The sequence below is a fragment of the Mangrovimicrobium sediminis genome, assembly GCF_004745945.1.
GTDB lineage: Bacteria > Pseudomonadota > Gammaproteobacteria > Pseudomonadales > Halieaceae > Mangrovimicrobium > Mangrovimicrobium sediminis.
The window spans coordinates 112,748-136,066 of the sequence record NZ_SRLE01000011.1 but is presented as its reverse complement, the minus strand read 5'-3'; the positions used below and the strand labels follow the sequence as shown (position 1 = coordinate 136,066).

Below are 23,319 nucleotides of genomic sequence, written 5' to 3'. Positions count from 1 at the left end.
GCTACCCGTCCCTCCTTACCAAAGGGCCACGTCGAAGGTCCGATCAGAGATCAGATACACTGCCGAGGTATCTGCGTCACTTCCCGAGGGCAGTAGACGATTGTGCTGAAATGTAGCGGCCAACCAGGCACCGCGGAGTTCGCGGGGATCCAGGATGACCGGCTTGGAAGTCTGATTGGTCAGCCTCACTGCTGTGACATACCGCAATCCCGCCTTCCAGGCCGCCACGAGCACAGCTTCAACGCTACCGCCACGAAGTAGGTCGACAGGGGCATCTTTGACGGGTATGGCGACCACCCCCGGCACATTGGGTATGAGTCTTTCGGGTGCATAGAGCTGTTGCGCCGCGAAGCGGGTTAATGCGACGTAGCCCCATTGATTGAATTGGTTGGCAGTGACAGTATAAGAAGGCACATCCTCCGCCTCCGCTTCAATCGTATCCAACACCACCTGCACGTCAGGGAGTGTGGGTCGTTCATCGAGGTTCAACGCTGCCGAAATATCGAGAACAAACAAGGGGCCGCCGTTCTCAGAGCGCACCATCACACGGGTCGATTCGAATGGCTGTCCCGCCAGTAGGTAGAGCGTACCGTTGATGCTCTGGCTGCGCAGGGTTGAGGTCAGCGCCTGCGGCAGGCCAATACTCACCGAGCCGGGAAAATGGATCAGCCGCTCCTCGCCCACGACCAACGGAATGGCGATCGGTGTTTTGCGCCAGACCACACGCTCCAGGCCAGTCGGGACGATCTCATCGACACGGGAGGGTGTCTCTTGTGTCGCAGCAACTTGAATACTGGAAACAGAAAGAACCCAGAACAGAACTAAGATAATCCACTGGCTTGGCGTGGAATAGTGTGAGGCAGGCATTACGAAGGCTCCTTGTCGACCGCTGCACCGTCTGAGTCGGACTCCGACAGATCGGCTTTACTGAGACGGCGTGGGCCATCGGCGCCATAACCATCCAGTGCCAGACCCCAAGGGTTAGTTTCAGGGTCGATCGCCTGGCGCACCACGCGGATGGGATAGCGAATACTGGTTTGCTTGACGGTCATACCTTTCACGGACTCCAGCAAATCCAGATCCAGCCACACCACCCAAACATCGGCTGACAACACATCGACCCGGCGCTCCTCGTAGCCGTGGCCGGGTACTTCATGCACGCCCCGCACCCGGAATGCCAACTCACCGCGACGCGCTTTCAGCTCCATATCGGCTATTAAATCATTGCGATAGCGCGGTGTGAGGTAAGGCGAGATGCGGAAAATTGCGTGGCCATAATCCGTTGCACCATTTTCAGACCAGCGATTGAGCTGCTGAAAGATGTAGAACGCGAACGCATAGACATTGGCCGGAGGCACCTCCTCCGCCGCCAGGACTGCTCCAGAGCGAAGATCCGGCGGCACATAGACCCGCAATTGCTTCGGTGCCTGACTCCAGCCAATCCAGAGCGCGAGGATTATTAGCCCTTGCAAACCGATGACAATCCATAGAGAGCGGAGGTGTGCGCGGACGTTATCAATCTCGAGACGATAACGGCGCATGCTGCGTCCTCCCGACGTCCCATGCCCCCGAGCGTAACACCCACGGTGCACGAGATAGCCCAGAGCCTGCAGCCGAATACGCAACCATTGCTGGTAATATCCCTCAGGCCGTCCACGCTTGATCCGCTGAAACAGCGTGGCTAAGGCAACCACTGTCGCCACCACACCGACACCGGCGATGCCAAACCCCATGGTGATGGCGCCAAGCAACCAGGCGAGTAACAAGCTGAGGGGCAACCACACAGCTATAGCCAGTCCCACAATCGTGCCCAGCTCCGAGGATGAGCAACCTTTGAAAATGGCGGGCTCGGCATTCAGCCGATCCGCCAGAACGTCATGGTCGTTGGACATCGCTTTTCCTCCGCGGCTTTGCGTACAGCGCCTCAAATGACACCGGCCGCTTCAGTAAGGAGGTAGCTGGCAAATATCAGGACTATCGCTCCGACAATGCCCAGCACGCCCACCTCAGCCCATTCCGCCTTGCCCTGGCGTGCCTCGTTGAATTTGGCGAAGCCCAGATAGGCGATCCAGAGGAAGCCAAGCACTGCGATAGCCAGACCCAGTACGAGACCACCGTCTTTGATATAGCCCTGGATCAGGCCAATCCAGTCACCCGCGGCCGGCGCTGTGCTTGGCGCCACCGGCGTCGGCAGTACCGCCCAAAGCGGTACAGGAAATAGCGCTGCCGCTGTCGCCAGCAATAGAGCCCGGAAGCACCCGCGCTTTTGCCTGAATCCACATCGTGTGTTTGATGTATCCATAACCAATGTCCTCTCTTGTAACGCTGATTAAAATGGGGATCATCCCCGCATCCCATTGCGGCACGCCGCTCGTCCAGACCGAGTTGCGTCAAGGGACTCACCGCAAATAGAAACCCAGAACCATCAACACTATGCTCGCCCTCAGCGTGCTCCAGGTGAGATCAAAGACCGTAGCCTGCCCTTCGTGCCAGGCTCGAAATGTGCCGATGGAAACCCAAATAACCCAGACAAAGGCCAGTACCAGGACGATCGATGCAATGGCAGTCAACAGGGTCGCAGGTGTAATACCGGACCCAGCTTGGAATGCAGCATGTTGTGCAGCGGTCATGAGCAGGGCCTACCGACGGTAGTCGCCGCGCAGTGGCGGGAACGAGCGTGGGTGTGCCTGAGGTGAGTCGATGTGGGCCTGGATACCTTCCTTGATCTGTTTCAGATCCTGACGCAGCCAGTCATAACGAAAGCGGATACGGGAATCCGGATTGGCATTCGCCTCGGCCTGTTTTATAGCCGCCTCAAGGGCATTCAGATCATGGATGACCTTTGCGAGGGCGTCGCGCTCGGCACCGGTATCCGCCGAAGCGATTACCGGGGTCATTAATACAATGAGGAGAAAAGAAGGTAGCCAGAGATGGCGTTTCATCGCACTGCTGCTCCCGCGTTTTGTTACGGGGCATAGTGCGAGAGTTAGCTAGGATGGGCGATGGGAAATCAATTCGGTGGGTGGTGTGGTTTAAATCGATCTATGTTGAAACGAAGACGTGGCGTTTCGTTGGGGTGCTTGCTGGGAGGACTCCTGGCTGGCGTTAGCCAGGAATCAGCCCAGAAACAAAAACTACTCGAATCATCCTGAGATTACAGCTCGCTGGGTGGTCCTATATCTCTAGGGTTGTCGAAATTTTAGCGCTATTCGTGTTCATTCAAATAAACCCGGATCTGGAAGTGTGTAGCTGAGCCTTCTACTCTCTCGAATAAGCAATTTATGCTCATCGAGTTCAGCAAGCCATTTTTTGATGATATTCGCGGATAATTCCGGAAAGACTTCTTGCAAATCATCTGGACTAACATGCCGTTTGCGGTTAGCAATGTCTATTAGGGCAGCAAGAAATACCTCAAATACCTTGCCGTACTGTTCAAGCGGTGTGCCAACAAGGGAGATAAGTTGTTTCGACACTATTTGGGGCTGTGGCTCAACGTCTACCTCTTGCCTGGACACTGTTTCACTCAATGGAGATACATTTTCATGCTCGGTATCACCGAGCTCAGCATCCGTTGCAGGCTCATCTATTTGAAGCGACAAATCTCCAGGGTTTGATGTGCTGGACAGGTTGCTCTCAATAGCCACATTCTTGGATGACTTAAGTGCTGCATCGGTGTAATGAACAATGTTTTCAATCGCTTCCTGAAAATTATCGAAGCTGTCATCAATCGGTATGGCACCTTGCTTGATTAGCTGCCGATTCCCCGTAGTATCGGTGTTAGGCACTAACAGCGGGACCCAGCCTTTTTTCAGATTCTCTATGGCTCCAGTCCAGGTTCCTCCTTTCTCAAAATCACTTTTAACAGCCACCACTCCCTGACTCAGAGTGTAAATGTATTTGTTGCGCCCCATCGCATTACCGGTTGAGAACCCCGCTTCCGGGTAATAGGGAGTGGTCAACACCAGTTGACCATTCTGAATAGCTTCCCGATAGATTCTAAGAGTGGATGTTTTCAATAAGCTGTCGGCCAAAACACCGACTGACAAGCCGCCATGATTCAGTGCAGCATTCATGGCAGTTTGATCAATGCCTTTAGCGCCACCGGAAATCACGCTGTAGCCTTGGTCAACTGCCAGACAGGCCAACTTTTTGGTGAGGTCTGCATCAGCATCCTCAATACTGCGAGAACCCACAAAGCCAATACCGGGACGATAGAGTAAAGATTTGTTGCCTATACCAAAGAGAATCGGCGGACGAGCATCTCCCAGGTGCTTACGAATTGAGCGCGGATATTCGTTGCTGCTGCGAGAAAGCATCCAGACGCCGTGTTTTTGCCATTGTTCTAACGCGAAACCCATACTGGCTCCGCGAGCAAGCAGCTCAATCAGTCGTTCGACCGTGATTTTATTTTTGGGGTCAACCCATGTTTTGAGTACCTCACCGGCGTCATTGAGTAGATCGGCTGGCGATAAGCCTTGTTGATGAAGCCACGCAGCAAAGCGGCCGTACTCCGTCGGGGTAAGCGGTTTAAAATTTCTAACCTCTCTTTTATTAAAGAAGACGGTTAGCAGCAATGTCGCCTGTAATACTTTGTCGATGTTCATGTCTCAATTCGCCTTTGTACTTGTGCCACCTCTAACCTCTGGCTGTACTGGTGAGTGCTATTGGGTAGACTTGCTCGGCACCGTATTGCTTTAACAGAGCGGATACGACGGTAAATGTCCAACCGGAATCTACCGTGTCGTCCAGCAATAGCACGCTGCCTGCGTATACCTGTGATTCATCAATGACGAACAGACCGTCGAGATTTTCACTACGCCTGAAACTATTTTCTCGGGTTTTCTGGGGCGGCCGCATTTCTGTCATGGTGACGGTATCGGCACAATGAATCCCTAAAGCCTGTGAAAGTTTGTGGGCGAAGTGGCTCACCAGCGTTGGATGTCGTAGTGAAGGGACATAGCACAACCAGGTGGGTGCGGTCTTAAACGGTATCGTCATGATCATTTTAATCATGGGTTCTATCAGCTCATCACTAAAAGCATTGGCCTGTTTACCATCGGCTACAAGATCGCCCCATGCACCATCGCGCCAACGTGAGAGTGCCAAACCGAGCTCGGCCTCCAATTGAGCGCTCTGATAAGGAAATTGATAGATCCCAAAGGCTGCACGTGCTGCCTCACCTGAAGCACCAAACCGCTTTCTGGGCTTTATCGGAACATATTGATGATGCAAGAAATCATTTGCCGCTAACACATGCTCTCTTAGGACGCTTTGATTTAACTTACCTTCTGGAAAGCAGTTCTGACATTTTCCGCAATCTTCAGAAAGACGGTCATCCAGAGCATTGGCAAGATACCGCATCAAACAACTCGTCGATTGGTGATAATCGAGTAATTGCTGCCATTCGCCTTCTTTAATACTCGACAGCCGCTCGATACGATCATGAGGAAGCGCATAGCGATGAGGCGTCCTTGAGTAGGTTGATCCTTCTTTATAAATGGGGGATGGATCCTCTACGGCGAGAAATTTGAGTACTTTTTCAATGTCGCCGGAAGAAAGATTGCAATACCGCTCAATGTCAGCTTTTTTTAAGCCGTCGTGATTGGCGAGAACACCCAATAGTTGTTCGACCTGTTCTTCAGCCGGGAATGCACTTCTTATGAAAAAGTTTTGAATATGTGCGTCTTCTTCACCCAACATTAATACACCGACGGCAGCATCAATACCCCGACCAGCTCGACCGACCTGTTGGTAATACTCGATAACATTACCCGGGGCCTGATAATGGATGACAAAACCAATATCTGGTTTGTCGAATCCCATGCCTAACGCAGACGTAGCAACCAGTACTTTTAACTGATTGGTGATTAACGCTTGTTCTAAACGTTCACGCTCAGAAGCGACAATGTCTCCGTGATAGGACGCAGCACTGATTCCGTTATTACTCAGCCAAGCTGCGACAGTGTCACAGTCTCTCAAGGTTTTAGCGTATATGATGCCTGTTCCATTGAGCTGTGGAATGATTTCTGAAAGCCAGGCAAGACGCTTAGCTTTTGGCCATTGGGTCATTGTCTGAAGTGACAGTGATTCTCTCATCAGGGAGCCACGTAAGGTCACCATCTCATCCCCGAGCTGGGATTGTATATCAGAGATCACACGGTCGTTCGCTGTGGCTGTAGTCGCAAGGATAGGAAGATTACCGGGTATAGATTGCAAAATACGTGTTATTCGTCTGTAGTCGGGGCGGAAGTCATGTCCCCAATCTGAAATACAATGCGCCTCGTCTACCACAAACAAACAAATATTGGAGAGAACATAACTCAGTACATTTTCAATCAGATTCTGATTGGCGAGTTGCTCTGGTGAAATAATAATAGCGTCAGCCTGTTGCGTGATAACTAACTGTTCATTACGTTGTCGTTCGGCTTGAGACAGGGATGAATTAATAGTTACAACCCTTAATCCAAGAGTTTCAGCACTACTTATCTGATTTCGCATCAAGGCAATTAAAGGCGAAATAATAATCGAAGGCCCTCGACCCATTCCGCGAAGCAGTGAGGTGGCAATGAAATAAACCGCAGATTTACCCCAGCCTGTTCGCTGTACCACAAGCATTTTCTTTTGCTGGGCTACCAGAGCCTCTATAGCTTCATACTGATGCTGATGGAACCCAGCCGAAGCATTGCCCGTCATTGTCTGTAACAGGCGCAGCGCTGGTTCATACAATGTGTTTTCTTCCATGGTGTTTTGCATAGTGTTTATCGCTTGTTATCTGGCTGCCCTGCTGCCATGAGTTTGTTGTCCAAGGCAATGAAAGCTTTTAGCAACCCGCGCCCGACAAAACGTGAGGGACGAGAGGATAAAACCTTATAACCCAACTCCACCGTGTTAACCGCTGCTCTCGCTGTGCCCTCGATGGCAATACCCGCGCCTTCAAACATGGCTTCTATGGGATCCCCGCCGTTTTCATGCTTCTCGACGGCATGACTGATACCCTCCAGCGTTGCAAATACACCCAACCCACCCACACCGGATAAAATGGCATCAACGGCTGTATCTCCGGCGTCAATGACAGCACCGCCGAGCGCCAGACTGACCACTTCATGGAGATCTTCATTGGAATAACCGCTGTCTATTGCATCTGTAAGATTGGCCACTTCGGTAGTGGCGATAATGGGAACGCCATCGGAGACACTGTGGATATAATCGACACTGCCAGTGGATTTGATCTGAAAGGCCACCCCATCAATGACAATGTCCGTATCGGGATGATTGAAGTGCTCAAAGAGTTGACCGCCCGTATCTTCGGCTACCAGTCGTTCAAGGTAGGCACCTTTGGTTAAGCTGATCAATCCAGCGAGGCTTTCTGGTTGTAAAAACAAGGATTCCCACCAAATTTCCGCATCGCTCATGCCAGCATAATTTCCATTAACGGACCTTAGGACATCATAGATATCACCCGCCCTGCTAACATCGCTCCAAAGTGAGACTGGAATGGAGAGAAAGGCGAAAAAATATCCTTTTTTGAGAACATCCTGGCCTACGGCATCTTCGTAATGGCACTGTTGAATAAATTCTTCAGAACTGATTTTTGTCTTGACTACCCGCTCGAATGCTTTCTTGGCCAACTCTCCATAATGGATATTGAGACTGTCAAAATCCTGCTCATGCTTGCGCAGTAAAAGTCGTTTTGCTGTATCAATTTCTCTGATACTTTTGTCGAGGTCTTTAAAATCCAATGAGCCGGCATACTTGATTTGATTCCACCATGACATCTTGCTCATGGCTTCATCCCATTGCTTTTCTATCTCAACGCGTCGTTGCTTCAAATAGTTTTCGGATGATTCAAGGGCATAGTAGGCTTTGTAGAGCGGATGCTGGTTTCGAATGTTGGTAGCTTGCTGAAGATAGCCTTCTTCAAATTGCTTAATTTCCGTTTCCAATTGCTGCTGTAATTCAGCGCGATAACGTGTATCGATCAGTTCTTTAAGGTGTTCTTCGCGATTTTGTATGAGGCTTTGCAATAGATTATTTTTCTTCTCTTTCAACGCTTTCACGGCTGAAGCTAGCGCCGCGGATGTTCCGTCATTTATTGCTTGAGAAAGTCGCCCCCATCCCTCATCAAATGTCTGAAGCAACTCAGAAGTCTTACGAAAACCCAATCCGTTGGAAATACCATAAAAAAGACTGAAGCCGAATGCTGCGCCCCATAACAAGCCAAGAATAACTATCGCATAAGGGGGTAACGGCAGATTAAAGAACATCCAAAATGCAGTCAGTGATAGCGCACTGATGGATATTAACCAAACAGCGGCCATTGTCCTGTAATGATCTTTCTGGATTTTAGTTGCTGATAGTACCTGGAGCGTCTGGTCATCCAATTGCATAGTCATTTATTCCGTTCCCACAGTTTAACTTCCATATCCAGCCTTTAATCTGATTCTTCTAGTTGAACTATCTACTTCAGGATCAATCGCTTAATTCCGATTCGCTTTGCTGATCCCTAATGGCTTCCACCACCAAAGCACTCTGCAGACTGTCTGATCCCGCTCCATGAGTTCCACCGATCTTTGCCCTGAGATCTTCAATGCCAAGTGCCTTGGTCAACGTATCTAACGATGGTCCTCGGTGGCTGCACAGCAAGCCGGTCGCCTGCGCCCAGGGAATAGCTGCTTTCTGACTGCAGAACACCCCTTGAATGCGCGGCATTTCCAACCCGTATCGATCAACGTAATCCAGCAGGATAGGCCAGTCAAAGCTGGCGTTGTGGATGACTATGAGTTGGTCCTTCAGGTACTCGGCAATCGGTTGCCACTGTGAATCGAAGGGTTCGAATTCGGCTGCCTGTTCGTTGGAAATCCCGTGAATCGACTGCGCTTCTGCCGAGATTGGCTTCTGCGGTCGGATTTGAAATTCGACAGATGCTGCAATCTCCCGATGCCTCACGACGGTAATGCCGAGCGTCACAATATCCGGGAGGCCATTTTCGTCAGGGAGTCCAGTGGTTTCGGTATCGAGGACGATGTAATCGTCCGGCAGTTGGGTGAAGATCCACAGCAGCTCTTTATGCATCGCCATCACCTCCTGCCACTTCCATCGAGTGATTCCACGTGGACGATAGCCCCCTGATCATAGTGGTAACGCAGATAGCGCCAGTGAATCGCATCAGACAGTGCTCGAGCGCGCATCACCCCATAGCACTCCCCTTCCGCTCTCACGCTTTGGTAGTGAATACCGAAACTCCGTGCACCACGTAGGGCGTCACCGAGCTGCTGGGCTTCACCGTATTGATCGGGATCGTAGATCGCGTCGCCGACCAGATGACGTACATCGTGGAGAGTCGTCGGACCCACATGCGCACGAATCACGCGCATGTCCTGGGTGGTCTTGTCGATGCGAGATTCCCGCAGGAAGCGCGCCCGATGGAAAGCCGATTCAGCGATGGCCACCACCTCATCGGCGGCGCAGTAATAGATACCGAAGTCCCGATTGAAGCGACCACCCCGCCCATCAACCGGCGGGTGGGTGAAGGCCGCCATGATCCAGGAAGCGCCATCGCCATAGACACGGTCTTCCGGTGGTACCAGGCGAATGTCACCGACTTCATCGCGCAACCTGGGATTGGTCAGGGACTCGACGGCGTAGAGTACGTCCCAATCCTGGGGATTGGAGACGCGCTCGAAAAGGTGAATCTGGGGGTAGCGCGACAGTATGATCCGGTAGGCTGGTCCATTGACCTCACTGCCAGGCAGGGTGTCGATATCGATCACCAGCCACCCCGCTGACCATCGAGGAAATCCCGCACTACCGCCAGGTCCACCACCTGGCCGGCCAGCAAGCGGTCCAGCGGTGCAGTGCCATTGAACAGCGGATTGTCATTGGGCGTTGCCAGCCACTGGTCGGCCAGCGCCGGATCGGGGAACAGGATTTCCAGGGACTTGTAGATCCCCAGGATGTAGCTGGCCCGCTCCAGCAGATCCCGCGTCAACTTGGCCTTTTCCGGCTGGCTCTTCCAGTTGTAGAGGGTCTTCTCGTTGCTGAGCCCCAACAGGGTCATCTGCTGGGCACCGGTCAGGCGCCATTGGCTGAAGATAGTGAAAATCGCCGGCAGCAACGCGCTGGTAACACTGGAACCACGTTGCAGCAGTTGTTCAGCTTGAGCGATCATGCTTACCTCCTTTCAACCTCGTCACCCTATCAAAGACTGTACTGTTACAGTAGATAAATACAGGCTAGCAGGCTGTATTGTTACAGTCAATTGTATCAGAGGTACTTTTTTGAAGGCGCTGGCGATGATGGTGACCGCGAAGGCAAACGCCAGCGAAAATGGCTGGATGACCAAGGAGGCCATAGATTTTTACCGTGCGTGATATAAATGTGCTCAAGCAAGCTAACCTCCATATATTTATCACGCACGGTAAAAATTAACTGTCCTAACGGTGCATTCATGCTATTTATTACCGTACGCTCACTTTTCTGGACAGATTATGGCTCAAGATCAGGTGCAATACGGTGCAATCCGAACCGCTGAGGATCTCGGTAAACTGGTGCGCGCTCACCGGAAACAGCGAAAGCTAACGCTGGAAACGATCTCGGGGCTGGGCAACCTGAGTACCCGCTTTTTATCCGAATTCGAGCGCGGCAAAGAAACAGCCGAACTGGGCAAAGTACTCACGGCTTTGCGCACCCTGGGCCTGGAAGTGGTCGTCCAGCCCCGCGGGCATGCTCCGCTAAAACCCCCACCCGAGCCCGAAGGAGGAAGCCATGCTTGATCCGGATGGCCTCAACGTCTGGAGCGATCAACGGCTTGTCGGCTACCTGTGGCGCAATACCCAGGGGCAGATCGGCTTTCGCTATGAAGAAGACTGGCTGACACAGGGCGGGTTTGCAATTTCCCATACATTGCCCCTGCGACACGGGGATATTACGCCCGAAGCAGGGCTCGCCCACCGCTTCTTCGCCAACCTGCTGCCGGAGGGTGGCGTTCGCGACCAGATTGTTCGCGATCTAAAAATCTCCAATACCGATTTTGATCTGCTCAGGGCCATCGGCGGCGAATGCGCAGGGGCATTGTCCGTTTTGCAAGCGGAATATCAACCATCCACTGAGTACGAGTACTACAAGGTCTCGGATGAAGATCTCGCCAATCTGGTGGCACGTCGTGGTCAGGTATACACGTGGAGCGCAAACGAACGCCCGCGACTGTCTCTAGCCGGAGCGCAGGACAAGTGTCCGCTGTTGGTCAGGAATGGCGCTTACTGGCTGCCTAAAAATGAATCGCCTTCCAGCCATATCCTCAAATTTGAATTGTCCGATTACCGCCACCTGCCCGCATACGAAACCTTCACCACACTGCTGGCCGGGGCTATTGGTTTGCCGGTCGTCGATATCCAGCTGCGATCCATCGCAGATACGCACTATGCCTTGATTGAACGCTATGACCGACGCAGTAATAAGCACAAACAGATTGTGAGACTACATCAGGAGGATTTTTGCCAGGCATTAGGCTTAGGGCATGAACGCAAGTACCAGGCGGATGGCGGTCCGTCTTTTGCCGATTGTTATCGGCTGGTCCAGGACGTTTCCAGTGATCCGGCCAACGATCTGCAGTATTTGCTGCGCTGGCAAATCTTCAACGTGCTGGCAGGCAATTCGGATGGACATACCAAAAACCTTTCTCTGCTGTACGAGGGCAATGGCGAAACTCGCTTAGCGCCTTTTTATGACCTGGTTTGCACCCGTGCCATTGAACGTATTGACTACCATCTGGCATTTTCCGTTGGGGATGAACGCAACCCCGGTGTCGTTTCCCGGAAACACTGGGAGACACTTGCGCAACATTGTGGTGTGCGCCCTCGATTTCTCCAGGGTCAGGTTCAGGATGTCGCGGCTCAATTGCTGGAACAATTGCAACCGACGCGAGAAACTTTCGAAAGACTGTACGGAGACTACGCCGCACTGCAACGGATCGAACAGATCGTGATGAAACAGTGTCGGCGCACGATCGAAGAATCACTGTGATTGGCAAAGTGCTCAACGAACACAGCACTACGCATCAGCATTTTAAGGAGATGGGTGTGCCACTTTATCCCAAGTGGCCAAGGCAAGGAGCCGACATAATCGGCGACATTAATTTTCGGTTGGCAGTAAGAAAGTCCGGTCCGCGCATTCAACCTATGTGAATTACAAATCCAAAATCGAAGATCACTTTCGTCCTCGTCGGGGCTCGCACCAGCTCGCATCGATCACGAAAACAGAAATCGAGAAATTGATCGCACTGGACCTCGTCGGACTCTCCAACAAAACCATCAACGAAGTCATGATTATTCTGCGCGGCATTTTCAAAGATGCTAAAGCACATAACGTGCGCAACGACTCTCCGGTAGAGGCCATCGATAAACTGCCACTCGGTGACCGGGAAGATCCCGACCCTTTTACTCAAACCGAAATCGAAACCATCTTGTGGACGCCGACCAAACGGCAGCAGGAAATCCACATGATGGGTTTCGCCTTTTGGTCTGGGCTCAGAATCTCCGAATTGATTGCGCTCGCCTGGGAGGACATCGACCTCAAGCGCGGAACGGTCAAGGTGTGCCGCGCGAAAGTCGGCGGACGCTTCAAGCAAACCAAAACCAAACGTTCCACGCGGGAGGTAGAACTGATCACGCCGGCTCTGGAATGGCTGCAGGCGCAGCGTCCTTACACAGAAGAGCTGGCACCGCGTCGTCTGAAAGTGACGTCACGAGACAACAAAAAAACCTTCGACGAAGAAGTGCGCGTGGTGTTTTTAAACAGCAATACGATGAAGCCGCACAGATCCGATGGCACGGTCAGAAATTGCTTTTGGAGCTCGCATCTTAAAAAAGCCAAAGTGCGCTACCGCGGGCCGAACAATGCGCGCCACACCTTCATCAGCCAGCTGCTGACGGCCGGTATTCCGAAGGAGTGGATTATTCGTCAGGTCGGCCACACCAGTACCCGTATGATCGATGAGCACTACGGCAGATGGATCTCCGAAGATGCTACAGGTATGGCGCAATTTGTGTCGGAGCGTTTGGGGGTGGGAAAGGGCTTGGTCCCGAAACGGTCCCAAGCCGGACAGGGTAGAGATCTTATTTTATGTAAATCAACCCTTTATATGGCGGAGAGCGAGGGATTCGAACCCTCGATAGGGTATAAGCCTATACACCCTTAGCAGGGGTGCGCCTTCAGCCACTCGGCCAGCTCTCCAAAAAGATAGTAGTGCTCAGTTTTAAAGGATTCGGCAGGAGAAATGCCCCGCTGTAGCCCCCTCTGGCACAGGCGCGGCATGATACCACAATGGTGGAAGAATCAAAGCCTTAGCGGCTTTAAATGCGGGGGGATTAGTCCTTCTTCAGGGCGGCTTTGGGGTGGTTTTCGTCGTCCTGGATGCGTTCGTAAATCTCTTCACGGTGTACAGCCACGTCGCGCGGCGCGTTGACCCCGATGCGTACCTGATTCCCCTTGACGCCGAGTACGGTGACGGTGATGTCGTCCCCTACCATCAGCGATTCACCCACTCTGCGGGTAAGTATCAACATATAGTTTCTCCAATCTCTCGTCCGCTTGGCGTGCACGAGGCACACCAGCAGCTCCCATGGGCCGTTTTACTCACAGCGCCCTTGGGATGTCCCGAGTAACTTCAATGACCATGCTGACAAAAGTGCAAACGAAGGACGCAGTAAGACTACTATCGTTCGTTGCGGGATACACTTTAGGCAGCGTTTTCATCCCGGGGTTCCCGGTCCAGTTCGAACGACGAGTGCAAGGCGCGCACTGCGAGTTCGAGGTACTTCTCCTCGATGATCACTGAGATCTTGATTTCAGAGGTCGTGATCATCTGGATGTTAATGCCGTTGTCCGCCAACGCGCGGAACATCTGGCTGGCCACACCCGCGTGGGAACGCATCCCTACACCCACTACGGATACCTTGGCAATCTTGCTGTCGGCCGTCACCTCGCCCGCGCCGACTTCGGCGGCGGTTGTCTCGAGCACTTCGCGTGCCCGCGGCAGGTCGTTGCGGCCGACCGTAAATGAAAAATCGGTGGTGCCGTCGCCGCCGACGTTCTGCACGATCACGTCGACTTCGATATTGGCCTCGCCCACCGGACCGAGTATGCGATATGCCACGCCGGGCATATCCGGGACTCCCCTGACCGTCAGTTTTGCCTCGTCGCGGTTGAACGCGATACCGGCAATGGTCGGCGTTTCCATGTCTGTCTCGTCCTCAAGTGTAATCAAGGTTCCAGGTCCTTCCTGGAAACTGTGCAGTACCCGCAGGGGTACGCTGTACTTTCCGGCAAATTCCACGGCGCGAATCTGCAGCACCTTGGAACCCATGCTGGCCATTTCCAGCATCTCCTCGAAGGTGATGCGGTCGAGGCGCCGGGCGCCGTCCACCACGCGCGGGTCGGTCGTGTACACGCCGTCCACGTCGGTATAGATCTGGCACTCGTCCGCCTTCAGGGCCGCTGCCAGCGCCACCGCGGTGGTGTCTGAACCGCCGCGACCGAGGGTGGTGATGTTGCCGTTCTCGTCCACGCCCTGGAAGCCGGCCACCACGACCACGTAACCCTGGTCGAGGTCGGCGTGCAGGCGCGCGTCGTCAATCTCGCGAATGCGCGCCTTGGTGTGTGCATCGTCGGTCAGGATGCGCACCTGGCTGCCGTTGTAGCTCTTGGCCTTCACACCGCGCTTGTCCAGCGCCATGCTCAGCAGCGCAGTGGTCACCTGTTCACCTGTTGACACCAACACGTCAAGTTCGCGCGGAACCGGACGCTCCTGGATCTGCTTCGCCAAGTCGATCAACCGGTTGGTCTCACCGGACATTGCCGAGACCACCACCACGACGGAATGCCCGTCCATGCGGAATTTCTCGACTTTTTCCGCAACCTGTTCAATGCGCTCAATGCTACCGACGGAGGTACCGCCGAACTTCTGTACGATCAGGCTCATGAAATCTCGATTCAGCCCGCTTGCCCGGCGTTTCCCACGATTTTTCGCAAGAATTGCGACGAGCAAAAAGGGCGTAATTTAACAACACAAAAAACAAAAAATAAACTGCCCCGAACTAATCTAACGCGATTGGGGTATGGGGCCCGCGCTCAGGATAGCCGATCGCCTACCCACTCGGGTACAGCCTTGAGTACTTCGGGTAATGCGGCGACATCGGTGCCACCTCCCTGGGCCATGTCCGGGCGTCCGCCGCCCTTGCCGCCGAGGCGCTGGGCGAACTCGCGCATCAGGTCGCCGGCGGCGACCTTGTCGGTCAGATCCTTGGTCACGCCGGCGGCGAGAGCGACCTTGTCGTCGTTCACAGCGGACAGCAGCACGACCGCCGAGCCAAGCTTGTTTTTCACCTGGTCCAGCGTGTCGCGCAGGGATTTCGCATCGGCGCCATCCACGTTGGCGGCCAGCACCTTGATGCCGGCAACCTCCACCGCGCCAGCGGTCAGATCGCTGCCCGCACCGGTGGCCAGCTTCTGCTTGAGGCGGGCGATCTCTTTCTCGAGTTCGCGGTTCTCCGCGCGCAGCGCGCTTACTTTCTCGACGACAGTATCGGCCGTGCCCTTGACGACTTTACACACTGAATCCAGGCGCTCCTCGGCGGCATCCAGCTGCGCCAGCGCGGCGGCGCCGGTGACTGCCTCGATGCGCCGCACGCCGGCGGCCACGCCGCTTTCAGCGCTGATGCGCATGAGGCCGATATCGCCGGTGCGCTCGGCGTGGGTACCGCCGCACAGTTCCACGGAGAAGTCGTCGACCCCCATGCTCAGCACGCGCACTTCCGTGCCGTATTTTTCACCGAACAGGGCCATGGCGCCGGCGGCGACCGCGTCCTCCATGCCCATCAGGCGGGTGGTCACCGGCGTGTTCGCGCGCACCTGTTCGTTGACGCGATTCTCGATGGCCTTGAGTTGTTCCGCGGTCACCGGCTCGGGGTGGGAGAAGTCGAAACGCAGGCGCTCGGAATCCACCAGCGAACCTTTTTGCTGCACGTGGTCGCCGAGCACTTCGCGCAGCGCGGCGTGCAGCAGGTGAGTCGCCGAGTGGTTGAGACGGGTGCGCTGGCGCAGGGAGCTGTCGACCTGCGCTTCCAGCACGTCGCCCTTGCTCACGCTGCCCTGCAGCACTTTCACGTGATGCAGGTGCTGGTCGGTGGCCTTGGTGGTATCGGTCACTTCCAGGCGCACGCCCTTTGCCGACAGGTAGCCGGTGTCGCCGGCCTGGCCGCCGGACTCGCCGTAGAACGGCGTATTGCTGAGCACCACCACGCCCTCCTCGTCCGTACCCAGGCTGTCGACAGGCTCGCCGTCGCGCAGCAGCGCGGTGACCGTGCCCTCGCCGTGCAGGCTGTCGTAGCCGGTGAACTCGGTGTGGCCGTCCAGGCGCAGCACGGCGTTGTAGTCGACCTTGAAGCTGCCGCTCTCCTGGGAGCGCGCGCGCTGTTCCGCCATCGCCGCTTCGTAGCCGGGCAGGTCCAGGCGCAGGCCGCGCTCGCGGGCGATGTCGTTGGTCAGGTCGACGGGGAAGCCGTAGGTATCGTAGAGCTTGAACACGACCTCGCCGGGGATTTCCTCACCCTGCAGGCCGTCGAGTGCTTCCTCGAGAATCTGCATGCCGTTATCGAGGGTCTTGGCGAACTGCTGCTCTTCACCCAGCAGGGCCTTTTCCACCTGCGCCTGCTGCTTCGCCAGTTCCGGGTAGGCGCCGCCCATCTGCTCGACGAGGGTTTTCACCAGCTTGTGAAAGAACGGTTCGCTGGCGCCCAGTTTGTTGCCGTGGCGGATGGCGCGACGGATGATGCGGCGCAGCACGTAGCCGCGCCCTTCGTTGCCGGGCATGACGCCGTCGACCACGAGGAAGGCGCTGGAGCGGATGTGGTCGGCAATCACGCGCAGGGATTTTTCCTCGCGGTCGGCAACGCCGAGGATGCCCGCGGCGGCGTCGATCAATGCCTGGAACAGGTCGATCTCGTAATTGCTGTGCACGCCCTGCATGACCGCGGCAATACGCTCCAGGCCCATGCCGGTGTCCACCGAGGGCGCGGGCAGCGGGTTGAGGGTGCCCTCGCCGTCGCGGTTGAACTGCATGAAGACCAGGTTCCAGATCTCGATGTAGCGGTCGAGGTCGTCGTCCTCGCTGCCGGGCGGGCCGCCGGGCACGTCGGGGCCGTGATCGTAGAAAATCTCGGAACAGGGACCGCAGGGGCCGGTGTCGCCCATCTGCCAGAAGTTGTCTTCATCCAGGCGCGAGATGCGCTCCTTGGGGAAGCCGATATCCTCGACCCAGATCGCCTCGGCCTCGTCGTCACTGATATGGCAGGTGACCCACAGTCGCTCCGGCGGCAGGCCCAGGGTGCCGGTGAGGAACTCCCAGGCGAAGGCGATGGCCTCGCGCTTGAAGTAATCGCCGAAGCTGAAATTGCCGAGCATCTCGAAGAAGGTGTGGTGGCGCGCGGTGTAGCCGACATTCTCGAGGTCGTTGTGCTTGCCGCCGGCGCGCACGCAGCGCTGGCTGGACGCGGCGCGGGTGTAGTCGCGCGGGTCGCTGCCGAGGAAGGTGTCCTTGAACTGGTTCATGCCCGCGTTGGTGAACAGCAAGGTCGGGTCGTTGGCGGGCACCAGCGAACTCGAGGCGACACGGGTGTGCCCGTGCTGCTCGAAAAACTCCAGGAAAGCCTCGCGGATATCTACGGTTTTCATAGCGTGTCTCTGTTGTGACCGGCGCGCTCAGCCGGCCATGAAGCCCTCGGGCATGGCCATACCGGCCAGGATGTGCAGGTGCAGGTGGAACACGGTCTGGCCCGCGCCCTCGCCGTTGTTGACGATCAGGCGGAAGGCATCCTGCACGCCAAGCTGTTCGGCGATGCGGCCGGCGGCCAGCATCAGGTGGCCGAGCAGCGCCTGGTCGTCGGCCTGCGCATCCACCAGCCGGGGAATGGCTTTTTTCGGGATGACCAGCACGTGCACCGGCGCCTTCGGCGCGATGTCATTGATGGCGATGCAGTGATCATCCTCGTAGATAAACTCCGAGGGAATCTCGCCGGCGATGATCTTGCCGAAGATCGTGTCGGTCATGGTCTTACCCCAGTTTCTCGTCCGCGGTGAGCTGGCGCGCCTCGGATTCGAGCATTACCGGAATGCCGTCGCGCACCGGGTAGGCCAGGCCTGATGCCTTGCATACCAGTTCCTGTTTTTCCTCGTCGTATTCCAGCGGCGCTTTGCTCACCGGGCAGACCAGGATGCTGAGTAATTTCTTGTCGATCATGGGTTCTTAGGGCTCGCCAAAAGGCGCACATTATACGGGTATTTCCCGGCAAGCGGCCATAGCGAAGCCTGCGCTGCCGCGGGCTGTGGCGCGGGCCAGGACGCGGACTAGGGCGCGGACTCGGGGGCCGGCATCGGCGGCACCAGCAACTGCGGGTCCACCCGGCGGTCGCGCCAGCTCATGCGCCAGTCGAGATGCGGGCCGGTGGCCCGGCCGCTGGACCCCACTTCGCCCAGCAGATCGCCGGCGGCCAGTTCCTCGCCGACCTTCACGTGCAGCTTGCTCATGTGCAGGAACGATGAGGACAGGCCGTAGCCGTGGTCCAGGATCACCGTGCCGCCTGAGTAGAACAGGTCCGGTTCGGCCAGGGTCACCACGCCGGGCGCCGGCGCGTACACGGGCGTGCCGGTGGGTACGGCCACATCGACGCCGTAGTGCGGGCTGCGCGGCGTGCCGTTGTAGATGCGCTGGCTGCCGTAGACGCCCGACACCGGCCCGATGGCCGGCCAGCGAAAGCCGGCCAGCGCCGCCTCCAGCCACTCCGGACGCCGGTAGCGCTGGCCCTTGGCCGCCGCCACCAGCGCGCCCTCGCGGCGGATGCGCGCCAGGTGCTCCTCCGAGGGTGTCACCGTCTCCTGTGGCACGCCCTCGACGCGTGAGATGTTGTACTCGCGCGCGTCTACCTCGAGGGTCGCATCACAATTCGTCGCGCCGCGCACGGTCAGCGAGGAGCGCGCCGCGGCATCGCGGCTGAAGCCGGCGACGAAGGTGCCGTCGGGCAGAACATCCAGCGCCTCGCCGTCGAGGCTTACCTCGCTGCCGGGCGCGACCTGCCCCCAGACCAGCCCGCCCTGCACCAGGCGTCCGTGCAGGTCGGGACACTGGGCGAGTGCCGGCAGGGGGAGAATGGCGAGCGTAAAAATCAGTGGTTTCAGTTTCATGGACAGGATTGTAGGAGCTGGTCACGCGGGGGACAATGGCCGCTCTCACAACCACCGATACCAAACCAGGAACCATGGGACGCTACCGACCACCGCGCCAGCGCGGCTCCCGCTATATCACCCCGGAGGGCGAGCAAACCCTGCGCGAGGAACTGCACCAGCTGTGGAAGGTGGAGCGCCCGCAGGTCACCTCCGCCGTACACGAGGCGGCCAAGAACGGTGATCGCTCGGAAAACGGCGATTACATCTACGGCAAGCGCCGCCTGCGCGAGATCGACTCGCGGGTGCGCTTCCTGCGCAAGCGACTCGACGAGCTGGAAGTCGTCGACCGCATACCCGCGGACACCGGCAAGGTGCGCTTCGGCGCCTGGGTCACCCTGGAGGACGAGGACGGCCAGGAACAGCGCTGGCGCATCGTCGGCCCGGACGAGTTCGACGTGAAGTCCGGCAAGCTCAGCATGGACTCCCCGCTGGCGCGCGGCCTGCTCGGCAAGGGCCTCGACGACGAGGTCGTGCTGCACAGCCCGGCCGGGGAAAAGCACTACTGGGTCACGGGTATTCACTACGACGGCGTGTGATGCCGCCGCCGGCGCAGCCACCAGATCACAAACCCGCTGACCGCCAGCAGGCTCAACACCACGCCCAGCGCATCCACCAGCCACACCCCCAACGGCCCGCCCAGGCGGCCGCTGTGCAGGTCCAGCAATACGCGCTCCCAGGTCAGCCACTGCGGCCCCTGAGGAATCTGCGCGCGGATCGCGTCAGGCAATTCTACCGGCACCGCCTGCAGGATTGCCGCGTCCTGTTCGGGGGGCGTGTCGAAGCGCAGGGCGTCGAGGTCCGCCAGGTGCCAGCGGCCCGCCGCGCCCAGGGCGATGGCATCACCGGCGATTACCAGCCCGGTGAGCGGCACGGGCACCCCCGAGGCGCTGCCCAGGGATTCCAGCAATTCCCCCTGCGCGGTGATCAACACCAGTTCCTGGGCGCAGGCCGCGTAGATCACCTCGTCGAGAAACGCCGCGCCGACCAGGGCACCGCGACAGGGCGCCACCGCCTGGGTATCCAGGTACAGCTCACCCGCGGGCGAGCGCGACAGCCAGCGGGAGTTGACGCGAAAGGCTGTCCCCGCGTGCGGCGCCACGCCGTACAACTGGCGCAGCAGGCCGGCGTTGACGAAACGCTGGTCCAGCCCCAGGCCCTCGGTGTGATTGAGCGCGATGCCGGTAACCGACAACACCAGCACCAGGGCGGCCGCCGCCAACCCGAGGCGCCGGTGCCAGCGCCACAGGAAGCCGACGATACGCTGGCGACGACGCACTCAGGCGTCCACTTGCGCGTCTAGCCACAGGGCCAGGCGCGACATGCGCTCCACCGCGCGCACCGACAGCGTGGCGCCGGTGATGCCGTCGATACGCCGCGACAAATCGCCCTGCTCACCCAGGCTCACTCCCTGGAACTGTTCCGTGAAGAAGGGGTAGCGAATCTCCCAGCCGCGGCTTTCGCGAAACGCCATCACCTCCACCCGCTCGATGGCATCGCCATGCACGGTGACGCCGAGCGTGATCGGTTTTTCCTTGCCGATATCCTCGAGAATCCACGCGGTGCGCTCGCCCTCGCGCCAGTAGCGGATGCGCAGGGCCGGCGGCACCCAGCCGACAGCCGCCTGGGCTGCATCGCGGGCCTCGCCGTTGAGCCACAGCGACTGCGCCCGGGGCTCGGCCCCGGGGAACGCCGCGGCGAGAAACGCGTCGCGGCTCAGGTACTCCTCGGCGTGCGCCGGCGCGACTGCCAGCGCAAGACTGAGCCATGCGCCGAGCAGCGCGCAGGGCACCCGGTAAAAACCGGCGCAGGCCAGCAGGCGCGACAGGCGTGCGCGGCCCGGCATCAGAAGCTCCAGCCGACCCCGAGGTTGAAGCCCTCGTACTCGTCGCTGCCGTCCGGCGCTTCCTGCACCTGGTAGTCGAGTTTGAAGACCACGGTCTCTTCCAGCCAGTAGTTCACGCCCACGTCCCACTGGTTGTACTCGGTGTCGCCACCGCCGCCGGCCTGGTTGTCCCACTCGCTGTAGCGGGCAAAAAAGCCGAGGTTCTTCAGCGGCCGCCAGGAGGGCTCGACATACCAGCCGGTCTGCTCGTCGGCGCCGGTGCGGAAGTCGTTGATGCCGTCGTCGATGTCCCAGCTCGCCCACAGGGCGCGCAGACCGAAGGGGCCGCCCTGGTAAGCGATGTGTGCCTCGTACAGCACCGCGTCCACCTCGTCGTTCAGCTGGCCCTGGTAGAGGTCCTGCTGGTACTGCAGCGAGGCGGCCACTTCCAGGCCGGCGATGCCGGTGTATTTCAGGCGCGCGGTGTAGGCGGGGTCGGAGGCATCGGCCTCGGCGACTTTCTGCCGGCCGCTGCGAATGCTCCACTGGCCTTCCTCCGCATCCAGCTTCAGGCCGGAGGTGAAGGCGGCGTCGTAGCTCAGGCCCGGGGCAAACTCGCCGGACAGGGCCAGGCCACCCTCCCACCAGGTGGTGGGGATGATGCGGCTCTCCACGTTGTTGCGCTCGACGCCGTAGAAGGTATCCGGCTCGTGGGTTTCGTTGAGCAGGCCGACGGGCAGCAGGAACACGCCGGCCTTGCCGCGGGTGTGCGCGCCGAGGTCGTGCTCGATGTAGGCCTGCTCGAGTTCGACCTCGCCGCTGTCCTCGCCGCCCTCGACCAGGGCGTGTTCGACTTCCAGTTCGGAGTAGAAGCGGGTTTTCTCGCTGAACTCGTGGCCGAGGAACAGCACGAAGCGGTGCAGGTCCAGCTGGTCCTTGTCATTGCCGCCATCGCGGTTGTTGTCCAGGTTGTTGTAGTGCAGCTCTGCATAGCCGCCCAGCGTGGTCTTGTTGCCCAGGCCGCCGCTGCCGCCGGCGCCGGCCGCCACCTGCTCCTCGACCATGTCGGCGGTGGCTTCGACCTTGACGTCGGTCTGTTCCAGCCGGCGGTCCGCGTCCGCGAGTTTTTTCTCCAGCGCCTCGATCTGGGCCTGCTGTTTCTGGATGATCTCCCACATCTCTTCCGGGGTGGGTGTCGCGGCCTGGGCCACGTGAGCGGCCAACAGGCTGAATGCCAGGCCAGCGCCAATCTGCTTCATGAGCTTACTTCCCTATAACTTCCGTGCTTCGTGTTGTTGTTTGCCGCTGTGCCGGATGCCTGTCCTGTCGTCGGTTCATCGCTTCCGGGCGAACGACCGACACGAGCAGCTCACCAACACGGCCCCTGCACCGCCTCTCTGGCCGGCTGCGGAGCAGAGCTGGTAAGCCGGAAAGACCCCACCGCTGCTGCGGGAAGTAATGTTAATAACAATATTTCTCATTAACAAGTATGTGACAGCCGGGTTACAGGGCCGGGAGAGGGAGGGTCAGAGCAGCCCGGCCACTCGCCGGCGCAACTCGGGCACGACCTCCTCGTCGAACCAGGCATTGCGCCGCAGCCACAGGGTGTTGCGCGGCGAGGGGTGCGGCAGTGGCAGGAAGCGCGGGCCAAAATCGCGCCAGCGGCGCACGCGCTCGGTCAGGGTCTCGCGGGACTTACCCAGGTAGTGGGCCTGGGCGTACTGACCCACCAGCAGGATCAACTCGATGCGCGGCATCTGCGCCAGCAGCGGCGCGTGCCACAGGGGTGCGCACTCGGGCCGCGGCGGCAGGTCACCGGACTTGCCCTTACCCGGGTAGCACAGCCCCATTGGCACGATGGCGATGCGCGACTCGTCGTAAAAGGTCTCGGGCGACACCTCCAGCCACTGGCGCAGGCGGTCGCCGCTGGGGTCGTCCCAGGGAATGCCGCTGGCGTGCACCCGGGTGCCCGGGGCCTGGCCGACGATCAGCAACCGCGCACTGGCGCTGGCGCGCAGCACCGGGTTGGCCCCCAGCGGCAGCTGCGCCTCGCAGTGGCGACAGGCCCGCGCGGCGGCCAACAGGTCCTGCAGTGGCAGGGTTTCAGCCATGCTTGCCTACCCCCCGGGGGGTGGTCGCCGCCCGCCCCCGCCAATTGCCGCGCGGGTACCCGGCTGGTAGTATCGCGCCCCTTGACATACCCCCCATTTCCACACTGCCAA

General features: G+C 58.0%; 24 protein-coding genes, 1 tRNA gene and 1 pseudogene. 4 read left to right on the top strand and 22 right to left on the bottom strand.

All coding sequences use genetic code 11. The features are described from left to right. Positions 1 to 15 precede the first annotated feature (15 nt). The 11 genes from E4634_RS15940 to E4634_RS15885 form a co-directional block, all read right to left on the bottom strand. Positions 16 to 867: a TIGR03749 family integrating conjugative element protein gene (locus E4634_RS15940; protein ID WP_135445648.1), complete on the bottom strand. Its 852-nt coding sequence runs from the start codon at positions 865 to 867 to the stop codon at positions 16 to 18. Next, positions 867 to 1,892 carry a PFL_4703 family integrating conjugative element protein gene (locus E4634_RS15935; protein WP_240725215.1) on the bottom strand — a complete coding sequence of 342 codons (1,026 nt, stop codon included), beginning with the start codon at positions 1,890 to 1,892 and terminating at the stop codon, positions 867 to 869. The genes E4634_RS15940 and E4634_RS15935 overlap by 1 nt, the downstream gene beginning before the upstream one ends. A 32-nt stretch (positions 1,893 to 1,924) precedes the next feature. After that, positions 1,925 to 2,302: a TIGR03745 family integrating conjugative element membrane protein gene (locus E4634_RS15925; RefSeq protein WP_135445646.1), complete on the bottom strand. Its 378-nt coding sequence runs from the start codon at positions 2,300 to 2,302 to the stop codon at positions 1,925 to 1,927. A gap of 97 nt (positions 2,303 to 2,399) precedes the next feature. Further along, positions 2,400 to 2,630, bottom strand: a complete 231-nt coding sequence (locus E4634_RS15920; protein ID WP_135445645.1) for a TIGR03758 family integrating conjugative element protein — start codon at positions 2,628 to 2,630, stop codon at positions 2,400 to 2,402. Positions 2,631 to 2,639: 9 nt separating this feature from the next. Beyond that, positions 2,640 to 2,942 carry an integrative conjugative element protein, RAQPRD family gene (locus tag E4634_RS15915; protein ID WP_135445644.1) on the bottom strand — a complete coding sequence of 101 codons (303 nt, stop codon included), beginning with the start codon at positions 2,940 to 2,942 and terminating at the stop codon, positions 2,640 to 2,642. A 273-nt stretch (positions 2,943 to 3,215) separates the two neighbouring features. Continuing rightward, complete coding sequence (locus tag E4634_RS15910) at positions 3,216 to 4,604, bottom strand: DNA-processing protein DprA (RefSeq protein ID WP_135445643.1); 1,389 nt, start codon at positions 4,602 to 4,604, stop codon at positions 3,216 to 3,218. A gap of 31 nt (positions 4,605 to 4,635) precedes the next feature. Continuing rightward, the gene (locus E4634_RS15905; RefSeq protein ID WP_240725214.1) at positions 4,636 to 6,753 is read right to left on the bottom strand and encodes a RecQ family ATP-dependent DNA helicase; all 2,118 of its coding nucleotides are present in this window, start codon (positions 6,751 to 6,753) and stop codon (positions 4,636 to 4,638) included. A gap of 5 nt (positions 6,754 to 6,758) precedes the next feature. Further along, positions 6,759 to 8,387: a hypothetical protein gene (locus tag E4634_RS15900; RefSeq protein WP_135445642.1), complete on the bottom strand. Its 1,629-nt coding sequence runs from the start codon at positions 8,385 to 8,387 to the stop codon at positions 6,759 to 6,761. Positions 8,388 to 8,469: 82 nt separating this feature from the next. Continuing rightward, positions 8,470 to 9,072, bottom strand: a complete 603-nt coding sequence (locus E4634_RS15895) for a 3'-5' exonuclease (protein WP_135445641.1) — start codon at positions 9,070 to 9,072, stop codon at positions 8,470 to 8,472. Between the two features lie 5 nt (positions 9,073 to 9,077). Further along, on the bottom strand, positions 9,078 to 9,770 hold the full coding sequence (locus E4634_RS15890; RefSeq protein WP_135445640.1) for an RES family NAD+ phosphorylase: 693 nt from the start codon (positions 9,768 to 9,770) through the stop codon (positions 9,078 to 9,080). Continuing rightward, complete coding sequence (locus tag E4634_RS15885; RefSeq protein WP_135445639.1) at positions 9,767 to 10,168, bottom strand: MbcA/ParS/Xre antitoxin family protein; 402 nt, start codon at positions 10,166 to 10,168, stop codon at positions 9,767 to 9,769. Before E4634_RS15885 ends, E4634_RS15890 begins: the two co-directional genes overlap by 4 nt. Positions 10,169 to 10,487: 319 nt before the next feature. Here E4634_RS15885 and E4634_RS15880 point away from each other — a divergent pair, with 319 nt between their 5' ends. The 3 genes and pseudogenes from E4634_RS15880 to E4634_RS22080 all read left to right on the top strand — a co-directional run. Continuing rightward, positions 10,488 to 10,772 (top strand): helix-turn-helix domain-containing protein, encoded by a 285-nt coding sequence (locus E4634_RS15880; RefSeq protein WP_135445638.1) that lies wholly within the window; start codon positions 10,488 to 10,490, stop codon positions 10,770 to 10,772. Then, positions 10,765 to 12,021: a type II toxin-antitoxin system HipA family toxin gene (locus tag E4634_RS15875; protein ID WP_135445637.1), complete on the top strand. Its 1,257-nt coding sequence runs from the start codon at positions 10,765 to 10,767 to the stop codon at positions 12,019 to 12,021. Before E4634_RS15880 ends, E4634_RS15875 begins: the two co-directional genes overlap by 8 nt. A gap of 298 nt (positions 12,022 to 12,319) precedes the next feature. Further along, positions 12,320 to 12,940 (top strand): annotated as a pseudogene (locus E4634_RS22080) (tyrosine-type recombinase/integrase); the annotation flags it as partial. Between the two features lie 199 nt (positions 12,941 to 13,139). Here E4634_RS22080 and E4634_RS15865 read toward each other — a convergent pair. The 7 genes from E4634_RS15865 to E4634_RS15835 form a co-directional block, all read right to left on the bottom strand. Next, positions 13,140 to 13,230, bottom strand: a tRNA-Ser gene (locus E4634_RS15865). A gap of 134 nt (positions 13,231 to 13,364) precedes the next feature. Beyond that, on the bottom strand, positions 13,365 to 13,562 hold the full coding sequence (gene csrA / locus E4634_RS15860) for a carbon storage regulator CsrA (protein ID WP_135445636.1): 198 nt from the start codon (positions 13,560 to 13,562) through the stop codon (positions 13,365 to 13,367). A 173-nt stretch (positions 13,563 to 13,735) separates the two neighbouring features. Beyond that, entirely contained in the window at positions 13,736 to 14,977 is a 1,242-nt protein-coding gene (locus E4634_RS15855) for an aspartate kinase (protein WP_135445635.1), read from the bottom strand. A gap of 149 nt (positions 14,978 to 15,126) precedes the next feature. Continuing rightward, a complete protein-coding gene (gene alaS, locus E4634_RS15850; protein WP_135445634.1) occupies positions 15,127 to 17,727 on the bottom strand; it encodes an alanine--tRNA ligase in 2,601 nt (866 codons plus the stop codon). A 27-nt stretch (positions 17,728 to 17,754) separates the two neighbouring features. Continuing rightward, entirely contained in the window at positions 17,755 to 18,102 is a 348-nt protein-coding gene (locus E4634_RS15845; RefSeq protein ID WP_135445633.1) for a histidine triad nucleotide-binding protein, read from the bottom strand. A 4-nt stretch (positions 18,103 to 18,106) separates the two neighbouring features. Next, a complete protein-coding gene (locus tag E4634_RS15840) occupies positions 18,107 to 18,292 on the bottom strand; it encodes a Trm112 family protein (RefSeq protein ID WP_135445632.1) in 186 nt (61 codons plus the stop codon). A gap of 107 nt (positions 18,293 to 18,399) precedes the next feature. Further along, positions 18,400 to 19,233 (bottom strand): M23 family metallopeptidase, encoded by an 834-nt coding sequence (locus E4634_RS15835; RefSeq protein ID WP_135445631.1) that lies wholly within the window; start codon positions 19,231 to 19,233, stop codon positions 18,400 to 18,402. A 74-nt stretch (positions 19,234 to 19,307) separates the two neighbouring features. On the opposite strand from E4634_RS15835, the gene greB reads away from it, so the two are divergent. Next, positions 19,308 to 19,811, top strand: coding sequence for a transcription elongation factor GreB (greB, locus tag E4634_RS15830; RefSeq protein WP_135445630.1), 504 nt, complete (start codon positions 19,308 to 19,310; stop codon positions 19,809 to 19,811). On the opposite strand, the gene E4634_RS15825 is transcribed toward greB, so the two are convergent. The 4 genes from E4634_RS15825 to E4634_RS15810 form a co-directional block, all read right to left on the bottom strand. Further along, complete coding sequence (locus E4634_RS15825) at positions 19,796 to 20,551, bottom strand: PepSY-associated TM helix domain-containing protein (RefSeq protein WP_135445629.1); 756 nt, start codon at positions 20,549 to 20,551, stop codon at positions 19,796 to 19,798. The genes greB and E4634_RS15825 overlap by 16 nt on opposite strands. Next, positions 20,552 to 21,118 carry an FMN-binding protein gene (locus tag E4634_RS15820; RefSeq protein WP_135445628.1) on the bottom strand — a complete coding sequence of 189 codons (567 nt, stop codon included), beginning with the start codon at positions 21,116 to 21,118 and terminating at the stop codon, positions 20,552 to 20,554. Next, on the bottom strand, positions 21,118 to 22,356 hold the full coding sequence (locus tag E4634_RS15815; RefSeq protein WP_135445627.1) for a porin: 1,239 nt from the start codon (positions 22,354 to 22,356) through the stop codon (positions 21,118 to 21,120). Before E4634_RS15815 ends, E4634_RS15820 begins: the two co-directional genes overlap by 1 nt. A gap of 267 nt (positions 22,357 to 22,623) precedes the next feature. Next, positions 22,624 to 23,208, bottom strand: a complete 585-nt coding sequence (locus tag E4634_RS15810) for a uracil-DNA glycosylase family protein (protein ID WP_135445626.1) — start codon at positions 23,206 to 23,208, stop codon at positions 22,624 to 22,626. Positions 23,209 to 23,319: the final 111 nt, after the last annotated feature.

Bases quoted from the DNA above. Each gene is read 5' to 3' on its own strand.
- E4634_RS15940 (WP_135445648.1), bottom strand. From the start codon at position 867: ATGCCTGCCTCACACTATTCCACGCCAAGCCAGTGGATTATCTTAGTT.
- E4634_RS15935 (WP_240725215.1), bottom strand. From the start codon at position 1,892: ATGTCCAACGACCATGACGTTCTGGCGGATCGGCTGAATGCCGAGCCC.
- E4634_RS15925 (WP_135445646.1), bottom strand. From the start codon at position 2,302: ATGGATACATCAAACACACGATGTGGATTCAGGCAAAAGCGCGGGTGC.
- E4634_RS15920 (WP_135445645.1), bottom strand. From the start codon at position 2,630: ATGACCGCTGCACAACATGCTGCATTCCAAGCTGGGTCCGGTATTACA.
- E4634_RS15915 (WP_135445644.1), bottom strand. From the start codon at position 2,942: ATGAAACGCCATCTCTGGCTACCTTCTTTTCTCCTCATTGTATTAATG.
- E4634_RS15910 (WP_135445643.1), bottom strand. From the start codon at position 4,604: ATGAACATCGACAAAGTATTACAGGCGACATTGCTGCTAACCGTCTTC.
- E4634_RS15905 (WP_240725214.1), bottom strand. From the start codon at position 6,753: ATGCAAAACACCATGGAAGAAAACACATTGTATGAACCAGCGCTGCGC.
- E4634_RS15900 (WP_135445642.1), bottom strand. From the start codon at position 8,387: ATGCAATTGGATGACCAGACGCTCCAGGTACTATCAGCAACTAAAATC.
- E4634_RS15895 (WP_135445641.1), bottom strand. From the start codon at position 9,072: ATGCATAAAGAGCTGCTGTGGATCTTCACCCAACTGCCGGACGATTAC.
- E4634_RS15885 (WP_135445639.1), bottom strand. From the start codon at position 10,168: ATGATCGCTCAAGCTGAACAACTGCTGCAACGTGGTTCCAGTGTTACC.
- E4634_RS15880 (WP_135445638.1), top strand. From the start codon at position 10,488: ATGGCTCAAGATCAGGTGCAATACGGTGCAATCCGAACCGCTGAGGAT.
- E4634_RS15875 (WP_135445637.1), top strand. From the start codon at position 10,765: ATGCTTGATCCGGATGGCCTCAACGTCTGGAGCGATCAACGGCTTGTC.
- csrA (WP_135445636.1), bottom strand. From the start codon at position 13,562: ATGTTGATACTTACCCGCAGAGTGGGTGAATCGCTGATGGTAGGGGAC.
- E4634_RS15855 (WP_135445635.1), bottom strand. From the start codon at position 14,977: ATGAGCCTGATCGTACAGAAGTTCGGCGGTACCTCCGTCGGTAGCATT.
- alaS (WP_135445634.1), bottom strand. From the start codon at position 17,727: ATGAAAACCGTAGATATCCGCGAGGCTTTCCTGGAGTTTTTCGAGCAG.
- E4634_RS15845 (WP_135445633.1), bottom strand. From the start codon at position 18,102: ATGACCGACACGATCTTCGGCAAGATCATCGCCGGCGAGATTCCCTCG.
- E4634_RS15840 (WP_135445632.1), bottom strand. From the start codon at position 18,292: ATGATCGACAAGAAATTACTCAGCATCCTGGTCTGCCCGGTGAGCAAA.
- E4634_RS15835 (WP_135445631.1), bottom strand. From the start codon at position 19,233: ATGAAACTGAAACCACTGATTTTTACGCTCGCCATTCTCCCCCTGCCG.
- greB (WP_135445630.1), top strand. From the start codon at position 19,308: ATGGGACGCTACCGACCACCGCGCCAGCGCGGCTCCCGCTATATCACC.
- E4634_RS15820 (WP_135445628.1), bottom strand. From the start codon at position 21,118: ATGCCGGGCCGCGCACGCCTGTCGCGCCTGCTGGCCTGCGCCGGTTTT.
- E4634_RS15815 (WP_135445627.1), bottom strand. From the start codon at position 22,356: ATGAAGCAGATTGGCGCTGGCCTGGCATTCAGCCTGTTGGCCGCTCAC.
- E4634_RS15810 (WP_135445626.1), bottom strand. From the start codon at position 23,208: ATGGCTGAAACCCTGCCACTGCAGGACCTGTTGGCCGCCGCGCGGGCC.